Raw genomic sequence first — 16,892 nt, forward strand, 5'->3', positions numbered from 1 at the left:
ATGTAGAAAAGGTTGTAAAAACAATAAGTAAAATAAATCCTAAGGCTTTAATAGTAAAGGATAATTGGGAGAATATTAATGGAAAAGAAATCTTAACATTAAGTAGAGATTCATCTGTAAGTATAAAGGGAAATAGAGCCTTTAAAGGAAGGTTAAGAAAGGAAAGTGTAAAGGAAGAAAATAATTTTGAAAGCTTTGCAGTTTATTTAAATAGAAAAACATCTAAGGAAGAATTATTTTCTAAGTTTAAGTTTATATCTTCATGTAGCAGTTATGGAGAAGTTCTTAGAGCAAAAGGAATAGTAAAGTTAATGGATGGAAGTCATGGGCAATTTGATTTTGTAAAAGATGAGTTTGTTATTAGATCAATTAAGGCAGAATCTAGCTCTGTTATATCTTTTATAGGAGTTAATTTAAATAAGGACGAGCTGGGGAAAATATTTAAGTAGAGGATTAAATATGAAAAGTAAGTTAGAAATAGTAACTGGATTTTTAGGGGCTGGAAAAACAGCCTTTATAAATTCATATTTAAAAACAGAAGGATGTAATGATGAAAAAATATTAATTATACAGCTAGAAGAAGGAAATAGAGAGATTGAAGGAAGTTTAGATTTAATTAAAGTTATAAAGCTTAAAGAAATAACAGAAGTAAAGAATTTATTGAAAAATAATTTATCTAAGGAAAGTTATGATAGAGTAATTATAGAATTTAATGGAACTCTTAAGTTAGAGGATATAAGGGATTTATTAGTAGATAATGAAGTGAAAAAGCTAGTAAGATTTTATGGAAGCTACTATATAGGAGAAGGTGAAAACTTAAAGCTATATATAGTAAATATGGGAGAAATACTTATTCCGTTTATACAAGGAAGTAAGTTATTAATAGTAAATAATTTTGATATTTTAGATAATAAGAAAAAGGAAGAGCTAAGAAAGTTATTAGAAGAGGTTAATTTAACATCACCTATAATTTACTCAAAAAATATAGGTGTATTAGAAAGGGAACTAAGGGAGTCAAAGTATTTTAAAAGAGGATTATTAGATAAGATAACATTAAAATATATTAGGGGAAACAGGGAGAAATAAATGGGGGGAATATTTGAAAAGTGGACAATAACATTTATTAGTATAGTTTTAGAAGCTTTGCCATTTATATTGTTAGGATCATTAATTTCAGCTTTAATTCAATTATATATATCAGAGGATAGAGTAAAAAAGCTTTTGCCTAAAAATAAAATATTAGCGCTTTTAGTGGCAGCAGCTTCAGGTGTATTTTTTCCTATATGTGAATGTGCAATTGTTCCTATAGCAAAAAGCTTAATGAAAAAAGGAGTGCCTATAGGTGTAGCTACAGTATTTATGTTATCTGTGCCAATTGTAAATCCAATTGTAATTGCATCTACATATTATGCCTTTGATGGAAGATTAGATATTATATTAATAAGAGTTATAGGTGGAATTTTCTGTGCATTATTAATAGGTGGAGTAATAGATATATTCTTTAAAAATAGAAATAAGGTTTTAAAGGATAATGAAGTATATAGTAGCTATTGTAATTGTGGATGTGTTGAAGGAAGTTATTTTTATAATAAATCAAAAATAAGATTATGCTTAGAGCATACTAGTAAAGAATTTTTAGACATAAGTAGGTACTACATATTTGGAGCATTTTTATCAAGTATTTTTATTGTGTTGATAAATGATAAAATATTAAATAGCATTTCAGGGGGAAGGTATTTAGGAATAATTTTAATGATGCTTTTAGCATTTTTACTATCTTTATGTTCAGAGGCAGATGCTTTTATTGCAAAAGGATTTTTAGATACTTTAGGAGTAGGTTCTGTTTCAGCATTTTTAATATTAGGACCTATGTTAGATTTAAAAAACACAATTCTTTTGGCATCAGCATTTAAAAAGAAGTTTATAGTAGCCCTTAGCTTTTTAATAGTTTCTATTGTATTTATATTTGCATTAATAATAAGTGTAATTTTATAAGGAGGGGCTATGAAAAAGTTTAATATAGATGAGTTTATTTGGCTTATAGTATTATCATTATTAACATTATTTTTAGTATATTTAGTAGGTAGTGGAAATATATATAGGATTTTAAGCATGAAAATAGTAAAATATATGTATTTTGCTATAGGATTATTAGCAATGTTAATAATAGTTCAAATAGGAAAGGTATTTACATTTAATTCTAGACAGGATAATTCTAATAAGTATTTGCCATTAATTTTTACATTAATAGTAGGAGCATTTTTATCCTTTAACACCTTTGAAAAGGTTGATTATATAGAAAATGCTGAAGGAAAGTTTACATTAGATATAAATAATGAAATAATAGAGATAACAAATTCAAATTATTATATTATAAATGAAATAAAGGAAAATCCAGATAATTATTTAGGTAAAAAAATAATGTTTACAGGATTTATATACGATATAAATGCTGAAGATGATTTATTATTTACATTAGCAAGAGAAGAAATTCAATGTTGTGCAGCTGATGCTGTATTATTAGGCTTAGAAGCAAAGGGTTATAAAGGAATAAAAGAGGGCACTTGGATAAAGGCTATAGGAGAAATAAAAAAAGGGGAAAATTATACATTTGATATAATTGAATATATTAAGGTTTCAAAGCCAAAGGAAGAATATTTTAATAAGCATTTACATGAAGAATAAATTGGGGGATTTAAAATGGAAAAAGTAAAATTTAGAAAGGTACAAGAAGAGGATATAGAAGCTTTAAGAAAAATATATATGTATTATGTGGAAAATTCAACAGCTACATTTCATATAGGTGATATTTCTTATAATGAAATGAAGGATATATTATTTTCACAGGACGAGCTATATGAAAGCTTTGTAATTTATGATGATGAAATAATAGGGTATGTATTATTAGCACCATACAAAAAGCGTGAGGCTTATAGAAGAAGTGCTGAAGTAACAATATATTTAAAGGCAGGAATTAATAAAAATGGTATTGGAACAAGAGCTATAAACTTTGTTGAGGAAGTGGCAAAGAAAAAGGGAATAAAAACACTTTTAGCAATAATTTGTGGAGAAAATATAGCTAGTATAAAGCTATTTGAAAAAAATAATTACATTAAATGTGGGCATTTAAAAAATGTTGGTGAAAAATTTAATAGAGTTTTAGATATAGTAACATATCAAAAGGAAATATAAATAAATCTAGAGATGAAAACTTATATAAAGTAAGTACATCTCTAGATTTTTTATTTATTAATAGTTTTTTCTATTTCCTTTAAGTCGTTAAGATTTTGACTTTGATTTTTTAATATTTCTTCTGCAATAGCTTTAATAGAAGGGTTTTTTGTATATTTTAAAATAGATTTTGATATTTTAAGTGTTGCTTCTTCATAAAGAATTATTTCATTTATATAATCTATATCTAAATTTCCAGTCTTTTTTAACTTGTTTACTCCCTTATCCATTTTAGCCATAATGCTCATATAATCACTTATATAAGACATTTCTAATTTTTCATTAACATTTGGATGTTTTTTAAATTCAGTTAAAAGTCCTTTCATTAGGGGAAGTTGCGAATCCAATGAGGAAACAATATTTTTTGAAACTTCTTTTATAGAATCATTTTTAGTATATTTTAAAATTTCCTTGGATAAATGAGTAGCTTCAAGATGCTGTGAAAGCATTTGATCTATAAAGTCTAAGTCTAAATCTCCAGATAATGAAACTTGTTTTAAATCAGAATCTTTTTTATGAAATTTAGGGAAGGTAGAAGTAAATAAGACTTGGCTATTTTCATAAGTAGAAATTTTTTGAGTTTTAGGGATTTTTGCAGGGGATATTAAACTACTAGAGATAATAGTAGCAGCTATAAGTGAGAATATCTTTGTGTTCATATATGCCTCCATAAAATTTATTAATATAATGTAAGTTTTATAGTATAAAATTATGGTTGCCTAAAAAGTAGTGAAATATACAAGAGATGTATGTAACTATTATGGAACTGGTATATAAAGTGTACAAAAAAACACCTAAGATAAATTAATCTCAGGTGTTTATATTTTACTTGTTTAAAAAAGATTCTATGATAAATTTAGGTCTAGCCTTGCTTTCCATATATATCTTACCTATATATTCTCCTATAACGCCTAGGCATAAAAGCTGTATTCCACCAAGCATCCATATAGACATTACTATAGTAGCCCAGCCTTGAATAGTTTTTCCAAGTAACCATAAAACTAAGTAATAAAGCATTGCAAGTAAGCTTCCTATAAACATTAAAAGTCCAGCTACTAAAACCATTCTAATTGGTTTTACACTAAATGATGTAATTCCTTCAAAGGCAAAGGCTAACATTTTTTTTAGAGGATATTTTGATTCTCCAGCAAATCTTTCATTTCTTTCATACATTACTGTATCAGATTTATATCCAATGAGAGGAACTATACCTCTTAAAAATAGATTAACTTCCTTAAAGTCCTTTAAAGCATCTAGAGCTCGTTTACTCATTAACCTATAGTCAGCATGATTATAAACTATATCAACACCAAGGCCTTTCATAACCTTATAAAAGCCTTGAGCAGTAATTCTTTTAAAGGCTGAATCCTTTTTTCTACTGCTACGAACACCGTAAACAACATCACAGCCATTATTAAACTTTTCTATAAATTCATCTATTGCATTTATATCATCTTGCAAGTCAGCATCTAAAGATATAACAGCATCACATTTATCCTTTACAGTCATTAATCCAGCTAATAGTGCATTTTGATGTCCTTTGTTTCTAGATAATTTAACTCCAGAAAATAAATTATTGCTATTATGTAATTCTTCTATTATTGTCCACGTTTTATCCTTGCTTCCATCATCTACAAAAACTACTTTACTTTCATTTGAAATTTTATTTGACTGGATTAAATAATCCATTTTTTCCTTTAATCTTAAGGAGGTCTCATGTAAAACTTCTTCTTCATTATAACAAGGTACTACTAAATATATTATTTTCATTAATCCACCTCTAAATCTTAACTATAAAGGTTATTTTAGTATAATATACAATTAATATCAAGGAGTTTAAGGAAAAATTAATATTCTTCCATTATTGCTACAGCTAATAGTCTAGGTCCAGAATGTATTCCAACTGCAGGGGTTATTGTACCTAAATGCATAAAAGTAGTGTTTTTATGATTTGATAAAATTTCTCTTAGTTTATTAGCTTCCTCATCCATAGTTCCAGTCATAATAACAACTTTTCCTTTTCCTTTATCTAATATATCAGTAGCTAATTTTAATAGTTTATTAAAAGATTGTTTAGATCCTCTAACCTTAGTATAGTTTTTATATTTTCCATCCTCATCCATAGTTATTATAGGTTTAAGATTTAACATTTCACCAATTCCACCAGTTACTTTTCCAATTCGGCCACCTTTAATTAAATATTCTAATGTATCTACTGTAAAATACATTGAAGTTTTTTCTCTAAGCTTTGGAATTTCTAAGCAAATATTTTCAAAAGTTTCACCATTTTTTATTAGCTTTCCAATTTCTATTACTGATAATCCAACAGCCATAGATAAAATTTTAGTATCAAATACAAAGGATTTTATTTTATCTTCGTATTGTGAACTAGCTATATTAAAACTATTGATAGTTCCTGATAATCCTGAAGATATAGGAAGAGATATAGCATGAGTATATCCATCATTAATTAACTCTTCATATAAATTACATACATCTTGAACAGAGGGCATTGAAGTAGTTGGAGTTTCCTCTTCAAGTTTTGAGTAAACCTCATTTGGAGTAATATTAATACCATCAATATATTCAGCATCTTTATATAAAATTTTAAGTCGTACAACCTTTACATCATATTCGCTAATAAATTCTTGTGGTAAACCACATGTACTATCTGTTATTAAAGCTATCTTTTCCATAACACACCTTCCTAATTATATTTTATTCATTATCAATATAATACCATATAAATACATACATTTCAACTAGTAGTTTCTAAAACTACTATAACTGCACTGTGATATTTTAAAATAGAAATTGGATTAATTATATTATTATATTGATATATACAATTAAGTATTAATAAAAAACTTCATAATACAGAAATAATGATTAATTATGTAATTATATTGGAATAATGTATATGAGGTGAGTTTAATGAAGTCATTATGGAGTGATAGTTGTGAAATTAAATCTAGAAAAACTTTGGATTCTAATATAGAAGCTGAAGTAGTTGTAATAGGAGCTGGAATTGCAGGATTACTGATTGCACATAAATTGAAAGCTGAGGGCGTTAAGGTAGTAGTTATTGAAGCAAATAAAATAGCAAGCGGAAATATAAAAGACACTACGGCTAAAATAACTTCTCAGCATAATTTAATTTATAGTACTTTAGTAAAGGAATTTGGAAAGGAAAAGGCTATGGAGTATGCTTTAGCAAATGAATTAGCGATAAAGGAATATAAAAAAATAATTAATGATTTTAAAATAGATTGTGACTTTGAAGAAAAGGATGCATATATATATTCATTAGAAAATAGTGATGAATTCAATAAAGAATTAGATGTAGTTAAAAAGCTTGGAATAGATGCTGAAGTAGTTTATGAAACAAAATTGCCTTTTAAAATTAAGGCTGCATTAAAGTATAAAAATCAAGCTCAATTTAATCCTATTAAATTTTTAAAGGTTATATCTGAGGATATAAAAATATATGAAGATACAAGAGCAATTGACATTAAAGATAACACTGTAATTACAAACAACGGAAATATAAAGGCTAAAAAAATAGTAGTAGCAACGCATTTTCCTTTTTTAAATATGCCAGGATTTTATTTTATGAGAATGCATCAAGAAAGATCATATGTATTAGCTCTAGAAGGGGCAAAAGATATAGATGGAATGTATATAGATATTTCAATGGAAGGGTATTCATTTAGAAATTATAATGATTTATTAATAATAGGAGGAATACCTCAAAGAACAGGAAAAAATGAAGAAGGCGGTTGCTATGAAAAGTTAAGAGAAAAGGCTAAGGAATTATATCCTAATGCAAAGGAAAAATACTCTTGGTCTTCACAAGATTGTATGACTATGGATGGAATACCTTATATAGGAGTTTATTCTTTAAGTACACCTAATATTTATGTAGCTACAGGATTTAATAAATGGGGAATGACTAATGCTATGGTGTCAGCAATGATTATATCAGATGAAATTTTAGGAAGAGAAAATAACTTTTCTGAAATATTTTCTCCAAGAAGATTTGATGCTACGTTATCATTTAGCAATTTAATGAAAGATGGAATGGAAACTACAAAAAACTTTATAGCACAAAGATTTGATATTCCAAATGAGCATATTGACCATATTCCTAATAGACATGGAGGCATAATAGAGTACAAGGGAGAAAAGGTTGGAGTTTACAAAGATAATAATGGAAAGGCTTTTATAGTAACAACAAAATGTCCTCATTTAGGATGTGAACTAAAGTGGAATGCAGATGAACTATCCTGGGATTGTCCATGTCATGGATCAAGATTTGATTATAAGGGAAATTGGTTAGATGGTCCAGCAACAAGGGGGCTTAAAAATGAGTAATTTCCATGGAAATAATAAAAGGAAAAGCTTTTTTGAAGGTTGGTATTTTAAGCATCAAAATGAAACAGATACACTAGCCTTTATACCAGGTATAAACATTGATGATAAAGGAAATAAAGAGGCATTTATTCAAGTTATTACAAATACAAAATCATATAATGTTAAATATCCTTACTCAGATTTTAGCATTGATCAAAATTTATTAGAAGTAAAAATTGCAGATAATAAGTTTTCAAAAAAGGGAATAAATATTGATATACAAAATTCAGATTTGAAGATAGCTGGACATATAAACTATAGTGATTTAACTCCAATAAAATATGACATTATGGGTCCTTTTAGCATTATTCCATTTATGGAATGTAATCATGGAGTAATAAGTTTAAAGCATAATTTAATAGGAACAATAGTTATAAATAATGAAGAATATAAATTTAATAATGGAATTGGATATATTGAGAAGGATTGGGGGACTTCTTTTCCAAAATCCTATTTATGGACTCAATGTAATAGCTTTAAAAACAAAGAAGATTCATCTATTATGGTTTCTATAGCAGATATACCATTTATGGGAATGAACTTTCAGGGATGTATAGCTATTGTTTTCTACAAGGGGGAAGAATATAGGCTAGCTACATATAATGGGGTTAAAATAATAAATTGCTCTGAAAATAAGGTGGAGATTAAAAGGGGAAAATATAAATTAGAAGTTGATTTAATAACAAAAGAACCACAAAAATTATTTGCACCAACAAATGGTAATATGAATAGAGTAATTCACGAAAATGCAGTAAGTCATGCAAGTTATAAATTTTATATAAAAAATAATTTAATATTAGATGTAGAAAGTGATTTATCAAGTTTTGAATATGTAAATTTTTTTAATCAGATTTAAGTTGAAAAATTTATATAGCTTTGAAAAAATAATGCTGAAATATAAAATATAAAGTGATATAATTTATATGTAAAATAATTGTAAAAAAGTAAGAAAAAGGAGGGGTGGTACTTAAGAAAATAAGCATTTAAATAAAGTTTATATTAGAGAATACAAGAGATTAAATGTTCATTCATCCTTTTTCAAGAGATTTATTAAGTAAGAAATACTTATATATCTCTTAAGGCTGAGAAGAATAATGATTAGATAATTTAGAGGTTATAAAAATAAAGAGGAGAGAAATAAAATGAAATTAAAAAGAGTTATTAGTTCAATTATGTTATTTTTATTTTCTTGTTTAACTGTATTTCAAAACTTAAATATTACAGTTAATGCAACAACTAATGAAATGAGCATAATAAATGATATGACTACAGAGGGAGAGACAAATAAGTTTACCTATTTCGGAAATGGATGGGGAAGTGGTGGAACAACTGATAGTTATAATGGAAATGGAGATGAACATTATAATGATATAAACACAGGAGCTACAGATGCAACTACTAAGTATTATACAATTGAATTTGTAGGTAATGCTATTGAAGTATATGGTCATAAAAGTTGGAATCATGGAATAGTGAGCTATTCGATAGATGGTGGAGAAGCTACAGAAGTAAGCTCTTATGCAGCTAACAGAGTAGGAAATCAACTATTATATAAGGCAGAAGGGTTAAGCGAAGGAAAGCATACTCTTACAGCTATAGCAACAGGAAAAAGTGAATCTACAAAAGGAAAGGCTGTTATTCAAGTAGATTATGCAAAGGTTTATCATGAAAAATATAGAGTTACAGACATTAATATAGATAATACTAACTTAGAGTTAATTCAAGGAGCAGAAGTTCAAATAACTTATGAAGTATTACCGAGCTATGCTACTTTAAGTGATATAACATTTGTTTCAGAAAATCAAGAAGTAGCAACTGTTGATAATAATGGAAAAATTACAGCAGTATCAGAAGGCGAAACAAAGGTATTAGTTAATTCTAATGAATTTAATATTTCAAAGGAAATTTTTATAAAGGTTAAAAAAGGTGTATCTAATATACATGGAAGTATAGTAGATACTAATACTCACTATAACCAAGATAAATATAATGAAGTAAAATCAATGGGATTAGTAAGTAAGGATTTATTTGCTTGGAAAAAGGACAAGACTATTTCAGAAATTGCTCTTATTTCAAAGGATTCTATATTAAAAAATGTAAGAGTAAAGGCTAGTGATTTTATATCAGGAGATAATGTATTATCAAGTGATAACGTTATAACTACATTTTTAAAGGAAACTGAGGCTTACATTGGAGATGCTGGATACCATAATCAAAATGATATTTCGATGCCAACAGGTCCAAAAGAAAGCGTTCCAGATATTTTATACACTACAGAAGTAGTAGATATTGGATTTAATAAGGTTCAACCAGTTTGGGTAGAAATAAATGTTCCAGAAGGGACAAAGCCAGGGATTTATACAGGTACAATTTCTGTAACAGCTGATGATGTAGAAGTGCCTCTTACTTTTACTTATAATGTAGAAGTTTTAGATGCAGTAATGCCAAATCCAGAAGACTATGATTTTGATTTTGAAGCATGGCAATATCCTTATAGTTCAGCTGAATACTATGGAGTGGAACCATTTTCACCAGAGCATTTAGAAATATTAACTCCACATATGCTTAAATACAAGGAATTAGGTGGACATGCTATTACTACTTCTATTGTTGAAGAAGCTTGGGGTGGACAAACTTATAGTAAAAATGAAATAAGATATCCATCAATGATAAAATGGACTAAAAAATTAGATGGAACTTATACTTTTAACTTTGATGATTTTGATAAGTGGGTTCAATTTAATAAGGATTTAGGAATTGGAGATAAGATAATTTGTTATAGTATGATTCCTTGGGGAAATAGAGTTTATTATTTTGATGAAGCTACAGGAACTCAAAAATATATAACTTTAACACCAGGTACAGCTAATTATGAAACAGTATGGACACAATTCTTAAATGCTTTAGTTCCTCATCTTGATGAAAAAGGTTGGTTTGAAGACACTTATATTGGAATAGATGAGAGAGCAAATATGGATAAAGCATTTGACGTAGTAGATAAGGTTAAAAATAAGGATGGACTTATTTTAAAGAAGGCTGCAGCTATGGATCATTTTAGTGCAAGCTACTTTAACATTACTAAGCGTGTAGACGATTTAAGTGTGGGTTCAACAGCTGCAAAAACAGATTTACAAGGTTATAGAAACTTTGTGCAAGAAAGAAAGGATTCAGAAAAAGAATATAAAACTACTATATATACATGTACAGAGCATTTCCCAAATTCACTAGCACTTAGCATGCCAGGTGAAAGCTATTGGACTATGTTATTCTCAGCAGCACAAGGAGCAACAGGATATATGCGTTGGGCATTTGATGCTTGGGTAGAAGATCCATTAAGAGATACAACACACTGGGCATTTGAAGCAGGAGATACATCATTAATTTATCCCGATGAAAAGAATAGTGAAAATAAAGTATCGAAATCAAGTGTACGTTTAGAAAAAATGGCAGAGGGAATGAGAGATGTAAATAAGCTATATTTAATGGCTAAGGAAGTTCCAGCTATTCAAGAAGATGTAGAAAATTTATTAAAAACAGTTAATGTAAATTATTCAGGTTCTAAAAATGGAGTTGGAGATCACGGTGGAGCAAAGTTTGCTACAAATGAAACTAGAGCTAAATTACCTAGTGATATGGAAGCTTTAAGAGAAGGAATAAAAAATATATCTAAAAAATATATAGAATTAAAAGCTAATGGAGTAGAAAGAGTAGATTCTATAGAAGTAAATAAAAATTCATTGTCTTTAGAAGTAGGATCAGAAGAAACTTTAACGGCAACAGTTCTTCCAGAAAATTCTTTAAATAAAGGTATTGTATGGAGCACATCAAATGAAGCTGTAGCAACTGTAAGTAAAACAGGTAAGGTTACTGCAATATCAGAAGGTAATGCAACAATAATAGTTACGTCAGTGTATGACCAAAATATCAAAACAGAAATTAATGTTATAGTAACTAAAAGAGATGTAAGTACTAGTATAGCTTACTATAATTTTGACAATATAGAGGGCAATAAGGTAATTGATTCATGGGGAGACTATGATGGAATAGTAGAAGGAGCTGAAGTTATCGATGGTAAGGTAGGAAAGGCACTTCAATTTAATAATGGAACTGATAATGTTACTATTACAAGTCCAGCTACATTAAGTAAAGATTGGACCCTTGCTATGTGGGTAAAAAAAGGTGATATTAAAAACTTACCAGCATCAATAATGTGGGACGGAAAAGAGTTCCAAAATGGAGATAAGCAAACAGAATCTATAGATATAGAAAGAGATTCAAGTAAAAACATGGGAGTTCATGTTAAACCAGGTTTCTTAACAGTAAAACATGTAGTGCCAAAGGATGAATGGGTTCATTTAGCTTGGGTAAATGATAAGTCAACTGGTTTAACAGTTTATGTTGATGGAGTATCAACAGGAACAAATGCATGGACTAAGACTAATGATTTTAATGCACCTTTAAAGGTTATAGGTGGTAGAAACTATATTGGAGCAATTGATGAAGTTAAGGTTTATGATAGACCTTTATCAAAATCAGATGTAGATGAAATTAGAAAGGTGCCAGGATTAAATGTAAATACAAAGTATATAGAATTTAAGGTAGATGAAAAATATCAAATTGAAGCTGAATTAATTTCAGATCATGAAGATAAAACTATTAAGTATATAAGTGACAACGAAAAAATAGCAACTGTTGATGCAAAAGGTTTAGTAACAGCTAAAGCTTATGGAGATACATTTGTTACAGTTTTAAATGAATCTACAGGGTTTAGTAAGCGTGTAGATGTTCGTGTAAATAAAGATATGGAAATAGGATATACAATACCTCAATATGAATATCCAGTTGATAAGCAAATTGTAATTGATAGAGAAAAGGGGCAATATTTAGGACAACCTGATATGATTTTATTAGATGATGATAAAACATTAATAACAGTTTATCCAAAAGGTCATGGTTTAGGGGAAGTATTAATGAAGAAGTCATATGATGGAGGAGAAACTTGGACAGAAAGATTAGAAACTAATCCTACATGGAAAAACTCCATGGAAACTCCAACATTATATAAATTAAATATGACAGATGGAAGTACTAAGTTAATGCAAATTTCAGGTGGACCAGGTTGGGGAAATGGATTTACAGGATGGACAACATCTATTTCAAATGACAATGGTGAAACTTGGAGTGATTACAAAGAGTGGTACAATGGAAGAAAAACAATAGTTGCTATGGCAAGCTTAGTTCAATTAAAGGATGACGAGGGTAATTTCATAGATAAATGGATGGGAGTTTACCACGATTATGACTATGTAAATTACAGAACGTATCTTACTTTTGATGAAGATGGAAATGAGCAGTGGTCAACTCCAGAACCATATTTATCAGAATGGAGAGATGTTGAAAGAACAATGCAAATTTGTGAGGTAGGTATATTTAGATCACCAGATGGAAACCAATTAGTGGCTCTTGGAAGAAGCCAATCTCATATGCATAAATCAACTATATTTGTGTCAAATGATGAAGGTAAAACATGGAGTAAGCCAAGACAAGTTCAAGGAGCTTTAAATGGTGAAAGACATAAAATATCATATGATCCTATAAGTGGAAGATTATTAATAACATTTAGAGAAATAATCCTAGATTATAATAAAAATGGTTTAATAGAAAATAATGACTGGATGGCAGGAGAATGGGTTGCTTGGGTAGGAACCTATGAAGATTTAATAAATGGTAATGAAGGTCAATATAGAATAAACCTTGCTAATGATTATACACCAAGTCCTAAATCAGGGGATACAGGATATGCAGGAAATACTGTTTTATCAGATGGTACCTTTATATTAAATTCTTATGGAAACTTTGACCCTAAGGATTTAAGCAATAAAACTTATATTATAGGAACAAGATTTAAGCTTGGGGAAATTGATAATGCTTTAGGATTAGTAAATAAAGATAAATTAAGTGAAGAAATTTCTAAAGCTGAAGCTTTAAATAGTGATTTATACACTACAAGTTCTTGGTTAGTATTAGAAAAAGCATTAGAAAAAGCTAAGGCTGAATTTGAAAGAAATGATATACAACAAATAGAAGTTGATAATATGTCATTAGAGTTAGCTAATGCTAATGAAGCTTTAGTTTTAAAACCACAAGATATAGTAATATCTAAGGTTTCAAATCTTACTGCAAAAGTGACTACAAATGAAGTAACATTAACTTGGGATGAGCCTAGTAATTTAATGGGATTAAAGGAATATATCATATATAAAGATGGTAAAGAGTATTCAAGATTGCCAGTTAAAACTAATAGCCTTGAAATAAAAGAATTATTAGCAAATACTATTTACGGATTTAAAGTAGTAAGCAATTATGAAAATGGAGAAACATCAAAGCCAGTATCAATTAATATAAGAACTGAAGTAAAATAATATTTAAAGGGCAAGCAGCTTTATGCTTGCCCTTTATTTAAATTATGTAAGTTATAAAGTCATAGAGGGAAGTCTATGACTTTATATATGTGCGAATATGTGTGGAATATATTCAAATATTCTATGTTATTAAAGGGAATTTATTAACTAGAATATTAATATGTCATTTGTATATTTAATTAAATTTATTTATTTAGTTAGTTAATAAGGTTAAGGTATTCTCTAAAATTTATCCTTTGTTGATCTACAACAATATTATCAATAACTCTACTTAATTTTAATACCTCTTCTGTTGTACCATATTTGATATATAATTCATTTAATATATCAATTAATTCTAATTCCATATTTCCACCTCGTAAAATAAACTATAATAAATTTATACAGAATCCACCAATAAATGTCAAACTTTGGAAGTGTATGGACTTTTATTATTATTTTAAATTATCTTCAAAATACTTTAAAATACTCTATAAATCTAAGAAATGCAAAAAGTGTCAAAAATAAAAAATTATATCAAAATTATGCGAAAATTGTTAATAACCTGTTGAAAACCCTGTTAATAACTTGTTAGTAACTTGTGAAAAAATGTGTTGATAAAAAAGGGGTGTTAATTATATGTGAATATAATTTTTATGGAATTTAAAATATAAAGATAAAATAAATTTGTAATAAGATTCCAATATGCTAAAATATATACATAAATCAATCTAAATATTTTTATTTAGACTTATCTAAAGAATAAATTTAATGATTAGCAGGAGGGAAAGATGAAAGGGAATTTAAGAAAAATTTTAATCCTTATAAGTTTAGTTTTATTTTCAGCAATATCTTTATTAGGTTGTAATAAAACAGATAAGGCTAAGGAAGGATTTGAAGCTTATAAAGAAGCCATGGCAAATCAAAACTTTGAAGCTATGTATGAAAAACTAAGTACAGAATCAAAGGGATATATTACAAAAGAAGATTTTGTAAGTAGATACAGCAATATTTATTCAGCAATAGAAGCTGAAAATGTTGTTGTTGAAATAAATGGTGAAATAGAAAAAACAGATAGTGGTATGATTCTACCATTTACAGTGAAGATGGACACAGTAGCAGGAGCATTAGAATTAAATAATTTTAATGTTACATTAGTACAAGAGGAAAAGGAATATAAAGTTCTTTGGAATGAATCATTGATTTTCCCCGATATGGTTAAGGATGATAAGGTAAGAGTAAATATAGAAGAAGCAAAAAGAGGAAGTATATTAGATAGGGAAGGAAAGCCTTTAGCAGAAGATGGTGTAATAAAGGTTATAGGTATATATCCAGAAATATTTGATAAAGAAAATAAAGAAGCTAAAATAAAAAATATATCTGAAATATTAGATATAGATGAAAATGTAATAGTGGACAAATTAAATGCAAATACAAATCCAGAGCATTTTGTTAATATAGTAGATATTATGGCTAGTGATGAAAAGCTAAGTAAGCTTATAAATAGAGATGCAGAAGGAATTTTAGTTAAAGAAAAATCATCAAGAGTTTATATAGGTGGAGAAGCATTTGGAAGATTAATAGGATATATAGGACCTATTACAGCAGAAGAGCTAGAAGAAAATAAAGATAAAGGGTACGTGCATACAGATTATATTGGAAAAGCAGGGCTAGAGCAAGTTTATGAAGATACCCTAAGAGGTAGAAATGGAGGAGAAATTTTAATAGAAAGAGGAGAAGAAAATAAATCTATAGCTAAAAGTGAAGTTCAAAATGGTAAAGATATTAAGCTTTCTATAGATTCAGGTCTTCAAAGCAAAATTTATAGTGAATTCGGAGAGGATAGAGGAGCTTCAACAGCAGTAGATCCTAAAACAGGAGAAGTACTAGCTATGGTAAGTGCTCCATCTTATGATTCAAATGTATTTATAACATATGCAACTAATGATCAAAAGAAAAAATGGCAAGAAACAAATAATGCTGATGAAATAAATAGATTTAATAAGGTTTATTCACCAGGATCTACTATGAAATTATTAACAGCAGCTATTGGGTTAGAAAATAAGGTTTATAATCCAGATGAGTTAAGAAATATAGAAGGTTCAGCTTGGCAAAAGGATAGCACTTGGGGAGATTTTAAAATTACAAGAGTAACAGATCCAGGAAGAGCTATTAATTTAAATGATGCAGTTAATTATTCAGATAATATTTACTTTGGACAAATAGCATTAGAAGTTGGTTCAGAAAAGATGATTGAAGGAATTAAAAAGTTTGGGATAGGAGAAGAATTAACTTTTGAATATCCAATGGAAGCATCACATATTTCAAATGACGGAACAATAAACAGAGATATATTATTAGCAGATTCAGGTTATGGTCAAGGAGAGTTAATGGTGACTCCATTAAATATGGCTTTAGCATATAGTGCACTTGGGAATGAAGGAAATATAATGCAACCAAGACTTGTAGTAAGTGAAAATACTGAAGCTAAGGTTTGGAAACAAAATACAATTTCTAAGGAAAATCTAAATACATTAATAACAGCATTTTCAGGTTTAATAAGTAATGGTGATGGTACAGCTTCTTTAGGAAAAATAGATGGTGTAAATGTAGCAGGAAAAACAGGAACAGCTGAAATAAAAAAATCACAAGATGATGAAACAGGAACAGAAAATGGATGGTTTGTTGCAGTAAACACAGATGATTCTAAGATAGCTATATCAATGATAATAGAAGATGTTAAGGGAAGAGGGGGAAGTCAAATTCCAATTCCAAAAGTTAAAAATTCAATGGAATATTATTTAAAGAGATAAAAAATAAGGTAACTATTAAATTATCTAAGCATAA

The 16,892-nt window shown here is 28.3% G+C and carries 13 protein-coding genes; 9 read left to right on the forward strand and 4 right to left on the reverse strand.

Going from position 1 to position 16,892, the window contains the following annotated elements; all coding sequences use genetic code 11:
* The 5 genes from ACRDBA_RS07185 to ACRDBA_RS07205 form a co-directional block, all read left to right on the forward strand.
* A partial coding sequence (locus ACRDBA_RS07185; protein ID WP_438572246.1) for a GTP-binding protein occupies window positions 1-449 on the forward strand: 449 nt, incomplete at its 5' end.
* Window positions 450-459: 10 nt separating this feature from the next.
* On the forward strand, window positions 460-1,086 hold the full coding sequence (locus ACRDBA_RS07190; RefSeq protein ID WP_438572247.1) for a GTP-binding protein: 627 nt from the start codon (window positions 460-462) through the stop codon (window positions 1,084-1,086).
* Window positions 1,087-1,995 (forward strand): permease, encoded by a 909-nt coding sequence (locus ACRDBA_RS07195; protein ID WP_438572248.1) that lies wholly within the window; start codon window positions 1,087-1,089, stop codon window positions 1,993-1,995.
* A gap of 9 nt (window positions 1,996-2,004) precedes the next feature.
* Window positions 2,005-2,685, forward strand: a complete 681-nt coding sequence (locus ACRDBA_RS07200; RefSeq protein ID WP_438572249.1) for a TIGR03943 family putative permease subunit — start codon at window positions 2,005-2,007, stop codon at window positions 2,683-2,685.
* 15 nt (window positions 2,686-2,700) lie between these two features.
* Window positions 2,701-3,192, forward strand: a complete 492-nt coding sequence (locus ACRDBA_RS07205; RefSeq protein ID WP_438572250.1) for a GNAT family N-acetyltransferase — start codon at window positions 2,701-2,703, stop codon at window positions 3,190-3,192.
* Window positions 3,193-3,242: 50 nt separating this feature from the next.
* Here the strand turns inward: ACRDBA_RS07205 and ACRDBA_RS07210 are convergent, their stop codons facing one another.
* From ACRDBA_RS07210 to ACRDBA_RS07220, 3 genes are all read right to left on the reverse strand, one after another.
* On the reverse strand, window positions 3,243-3,890 hold the full coding sequence (locus ACRDBA_RS07210; RefSeq protein WP_438572251.1) for a DUF305 domain-containing protein: 648 nt from the start codon (window positions 3,888-3,890) through the stop codon (window positions 3,243-3,245).
* A 166-nt stretch (window positions 3,891-4,056) separates the two neighbouring features.
* Complete coding sequence (locus tag ACRDBA_RS07215; RefSeq protein WP_438572252.1) at window positions 4,057-5,001, reverse strand: glycosyltransferase family 2 protein; 945 nt, start codon at window positions 4,999-5,001, stop codon at window positions 4,057-4,059.
* A gap of 77 nt (window positions 5,002-5,078) precedes the next feature.
* Window positions 5,079-5,927 carry a DegV family protein gene (locus ACRDBA_RS07220; protein ID WP_438572253.1) on the reverse strand — a complete coding sequence of 283 codons (849 nt, stop codon included), beginning with the start codon at window positions 5,925-5,927 and terminating at the stop codon, window positions 5,079-5,081.
* Window positions 5,928-6,165: 238 nt separating this feature from the next.
* On the opposite strand from ACRDBA_RS07220, the gene ACRDBA_RS07225 reads away from it, so the two are divergent.
* The 3 genes from ACRDBA_RS07225 to ACRDBA_RS07235 all read left to right on the forward strand — a co-directional run bounded on the left by ACRDBA_RS07225 (window position 6,166) and on the right by ACRDBA_RS07235 (window position 14,066).
* Window positions 6,166-7,605, forward strand: coding sequence for an FAD-dependent oxidoreductase (locus ACRDBA_RS07225; protein ID WP_438572254.1), 1,440 nt, complete (start codon window positions 6,166-6,168; stop codon window positions 7,603-7,605).
* The gene (locus tag ACRDBA_RS07230; RefSeq protein WP_438572255.1) at window positions 7,598-8,500 is read left to right on the forward strand and encodes a tocopherol cyclase family protein; all 903 of its coding nucleotides are present in this window, start codon (window positions 7,598-7,600) and stop codon (window positions 8,498-8,500) included. The genes ACRDBA_RS07225 and ACRDBA_RS07230 overlap by 8 nt, the downstream gene beginning before the upstream one ends.
* Window positions 8,501-8,786: 286 nt before the next feature.
* Complete coding sequence (locus tag ACRDBA_RS07235) at window positions 8,787-14,066, forward strand: glycoside hydrolase domain-containing protein (RefSeq protein ID WP_438572256.1); 5,280 nt, start codon at window positions 8,787-8,789, stop codon at window positions 14,064-14,066.
* Window positions 14,067-14,263: 197 nt separating this feature from the next.
* On the opposite strand, the gene ACRDBA_RS07240 is transcribed toward ACRDBA_RS07235, so the two are convergent.
* On the reverse strand, window positions 14,264-14,413 hold the full coding sequence (locus ACRDBA_RS07240; protein ID WP_438572257.1) for a hypothetical protein: 150 nt from the start codon (window positions 14,411-14,413) through the stop codon (window positions 14,264-14,266).
* A gap of 423 nt (window positions 14,414-14,836) precedes the next feature.
* Here ACRDBA_RS07240 and ACRDBA_RS07245 point away from each other — a divergent pair, with 423 nt between their 5' ends.
* Window positions 14,837-16,858 (forward strand): penicillin-binding transpeptidase domain-containing protein, encoded by a 2,022-nt coding sequence (locus ACRDBA_RS07245; protein ID WP_438572258.1) that lies wholly within the window; start codon window positions 14,837-14,839, stop codon window positions 16,856-16,858.
* The last annotated feature ends 34 nt before the right edge of the window (window positions 16,859-16,892 follow it).

The organism is Clostridium sp. (assembly GCF_051654825.1).
GTDB lineage: Bacteria > Bacillota > Clostridia > Clostridiales > Clostridiaceae > Clostridium.

Bases quoted from the DNA above. Each gene is read 5' to 3' on its own strand.
- ACRDBA_RS07220 (WP_438572253.1), bottom strand. From the start codon at position 5,927: ATGGAAAAGATAGCTTTAATAACAGATAGTACATGTGGTTTACCACAA.
- ACRDBA_RS07195 (WP_438572248.1), top strand. From the start codon at position 1,087: ATGGGGGGAATATTTGAAAAGTGGACAATAACATTTATTAGTATAGTT.
- ACRDBA_RS07235 (WP_438572256.1), top strand. From the start codon at position 8,787: ATGAAATTAAAAAGAGTTATTAGTTCAATTATGTTATTTTTATTTTCT.
- ACRDBA_RS07230 (WP_438572255.1), top strand. From the start codon at position 7,598: ATGAGTAATTTCCATGGAAATAATAAAAGGAAAAGCTTTTTTGAAGGT.
- ACRDBA_RS07205 (WP_438572250.1), top strand. From the start codon at position 2,701: ATGGAAAAAGTAAAATTTAGAAAGGTACAAGAAGAGGATATAGAAGCT.
- ACRDBA_RS07215 (WP_438572252.1), bottom strand. From the start codon at position 5,001: ATGAAAATAATATATTTAGTAGTACCTTGTTATAATGAAGAAGAAGTT.
- ACRDBA_RS07200 (WP_438572249.1), top strand. From the start codon at position 2,005: ATGAAAAAGTTTAATATAGATGAGTTTATTTGGCTTATAGTATTATCA.
- ACRDBA_RS07190 (WP_438572247.1), top strand. From the start codon at position 460: ATGAAAAGTAAGTTAGAAATAGTAACTGGATTTTTAGGGGCTGGAAAA.
- ACRDBA_RS07225 (WP_438572254.1), top strand. From the start codon at position 6,166: ATGAAGTCATTATGGAGTGATAGTTGTGAAATTAAATCTAGAAAAACT.
- ACRDBA_RS07210 (WP_438572251.1), bottom strand. From the start codon at position 3,890: ATGAACACAAAGATATTCTCACTTATAGCTGCTACTATTATCTCTAGT.
- ACRDBA_RS07245 (WP_438572258.1), top strand. From the start codon at position 14,837: ATGAAAGGGAATTTAAGAAAAATTTTAATCCTTATAAGTTTAGTTTTA.
- ACRDBA_RS07240 (WP_438572257.1), bottom strand. From the start codon at position 14,413: ATGGAATTAGAATTAATTGATATATTAAATGAATTATATATCAAATAT.